The sequence below is a fragment of the Gemella cuniculi DSM 15828 genome, assembly GCF_000425665.1.
GTDB lineage: Bacteria > Bacillota > Bacilli > Staphylococcales > Gemellaceae > Gemella > Gemella cuniculi.
This window is the reverse complement of sequence record NZ_AUDW01000039.1, coordinates 1-1143: the sequence shown is the minus strand read 5'-3', so window position 1 is coordinate 1143 and position 1143 is coordinate 1. Positions and strand designations below refer to the sequence as shown.

The window sequence follows — 1143 nt, the reverse complement described above, 5'->3', positions numbered from 1 at the left end:
TCCTGCTAACCCTAGACTTGCTCTTATCGATGACATGGCTGACATTATGGAAGCTGCTTGGTTCGGTTATGATCAAAAGAAATTTGTGGAAAATAAATAATTTTTAAAGTATGCTATTTTTATAGAACATATAAATATATTTGTTTATTACTTTTTAACACCCCAGAATTGGGGTGTTTTTTATATCGAAAATTGTTACTGTATCTATAGTCATATACTTTATATTCACCCAACATATTTTGTTATGAAACAGTAAAATAAACATTTTTAAATGATAACGATTATCACTATATTGATATTTATTTTTACGTTTATATTTGGTTTATTATATAATTTCATCCTTTATAATATTGTTATATAATAATATGTAATTTAATTTTATAATAATAATTTAACTCTTTGTGTTAAAACAATATCTGAATATAACAGTTTAAAAATATTTTATAGATAACAAAAAATATAAAAAATCACCTATACAAATTCAATAAAAAAATATACCTATTATTTTTTATATACAGTTATATAACAACTATTTACATTTGGATTTTTTTGTGTTAAAATTAAAGCATAACAAATACAGCTCATTCTGAATATTAAAGTGTTAACTCTGTTGAGTTAGCATGACCCATGCTCAATTCAATATATTAATTCCTTAATTTTTAGAATGTCCATAAAATAATCACAAAGGAGCCAACTATTATGGTAAAAGAAAAAGAAAAAACTGTAGACCCAGTTGAAGAAGTTAATACACTAGTTAGTAAAGCACTTGTTGCTTTAGACGAATTCAAAAAAATAGAAGATCAAGAGAAAATAGATGCTATCGTTCAAGCAGCAGCTGTTGCAGCTCTTGAAGCTCATGGTCCTCTAGCGGTTGCCGCTGTCGAGGAAACTGGTCGTGGTATCGTAGAAGACAAAGCTACAAAAAACCTATACGCATGCGAGTATATAGTCAACTATATGCGTGATCTAAAAACAGTTGGTATTGTTAGCAAAGACGAAACTGATGGTCTTACTGCAATAGCTGAACCTGTGGGGGTTGTTTGTGGTGTTGTTCCTACTACTAACCCTACATCTACTACAGTCTTTAAATCTTTAATCTGTTTGAAAACTCGTAACCCTATTATCTTCAGTTTCCACCCATCA

1 protein-coding gene is annotated in these 1143 nt (G+C 28.9%); it reads left to right on the top strand.

Translation table 11 applies throughout. The features are described from left to right. Positions 1-699: 699 nt before the first annotated feature. On the top strand, positions 700-1143 hold a 444-nt coding region (locus tag H612_RS09165), incomplete at its 3' end, for an aldehyde dehydrogenase family protein (protein WP_035500350.1).